Source organism: Rufibacter sp. XAAS-G3-1 (assembly GCF_013623775.1).
In the GTDB taxonomy this organism is placed as follows: Bacteria; Bacteroidota; Bacteroidia; order Cytophagales; family Hymenobacteraceae; genus Nibribacter.
In genome coordinates, this window is sequence record NZ_JABFAM010000038.1 from 1 (window position 1) to 1,375 (window position 1,375).

Here is a 1,375-nt window from a genome sequence, read left to right on the forward strand (position 1 = left end):
TCTTTTTACCGATGCAGGGCAGGAAGCACTTTGCCGATGAGAAGGAGCTGCGCTTCTCGCTCTCGGCGCACGTTCCGGAGCGCAACTTCTACCGGCGGCTCAAAGACAGGCTGGACCTCTCGTTCCTCTACGAATTGACCCGGCCCTACTACGGGAGCTGCGGCCAGCACTCCATCGACCCGGTGGTCTTCTTCAGGCTCTGCCTGGTGGGCTACCTGGAGAACATCGTCTCGGACCGCAGGCTGGTGGAGCACTGCAGCCTGCGGCTGGACCTCCTGTACTTCCTGGGCTACCAGCTCGACGAGCCCTTGCCCTGGCACTCGACCGTCTCCCGTACCCGCCAGCTGCTGCCCGAGCCGCTCTTCGAGCAGGTCTTCACCCGGGTGCTGTCCCTGTGCGCGGAGGCGGGCATGGTGGCCGGGCATACCCAGGTGGTCGATTCCGCTCTCATCAAAGCCAACGCCTCGATGGACTCCCTGGAGCTGAAGGTGCCCCGGGAGACGCTCGACGCTCACCTGGGGCGGGTCCGCGCCATCAGCCGGGCCGACAGAAAAGCGGCTGTAAACAAAGCTTCCTTAGCACAGCAAACCATCTCGGCCAGCCATGATGAGCTGCAGGGGATAAAGGCCCGCAACCGGAAGTGGAGTTTGCAGCAGGACCTCAGGCCGGGCGCCCACAATAAAAACAGCAAGTACACTTCCAACAAGACCCACTACTCCCCCGTGGACCCCGATGCCCGCATCGCCGTCAAGCCAGGAAAAGCGCGCAAGCTTTGCTATTTAGCCCAGCTTTCCGTGGATGCTGCCCATCACACCATCACGCACGTGCAGGCGGACTTTGCCGACAGAAAAGACAGCCAGTGTTTGCCCGAGGTACTGCAAGACCTCACCCAAAGACTTGATAGCTTAGCTTTAAGCTGCAACACTGTCTTGGCGGATGCGGGCTACTCCTCGGGCGAGAACTACGCCCTGCTGGAAGAGCGGGGTATCACGGCTTTCATCCCGCCCCACGGCACCTACAAAGGCGGGCCGGAAGGCTTTAGCTATAGCAAAGAAGAAGACTGCTGGCTCTGCCCGCAGGGCAAGAAAGCCACGTTCCGGAAGGTGAAAGTGGAGCCGAAGGGCAACATCAAGAAGAAGGTTTACCTCACCACCCGCAGGGACTGCAGGGGCTGCCCCCTGCGCGAGGGCTGCATCGGCAAAAGCCACGAAAGGAAGGCGGGGATCACCTACTACAGGGATGAGTACGAGCGGGTGATTGCTAGGATAAAGAGTCGCTATGGGCGAAGGATGAAGAGCCTCAGGCAGGCAACGGTGGAGCCGGTGCTGGGCACGCTCATCAACTACATGGGACTACGCAAGATCAACACCAGGGG

The 1,375-nt window shown here is 60.8% G+C and carries 1 protein-coding gene; it reads left to right on the forward strand.

Translation table 11 applies throughout. The features are described from left to right. On the forward strand, positions 1–1,375 hold a 1,375-nt coding region (locus HHO50_RS20875), incomplete at both ends, for an IS1182 family transposase (protein ID WP_181309084.1).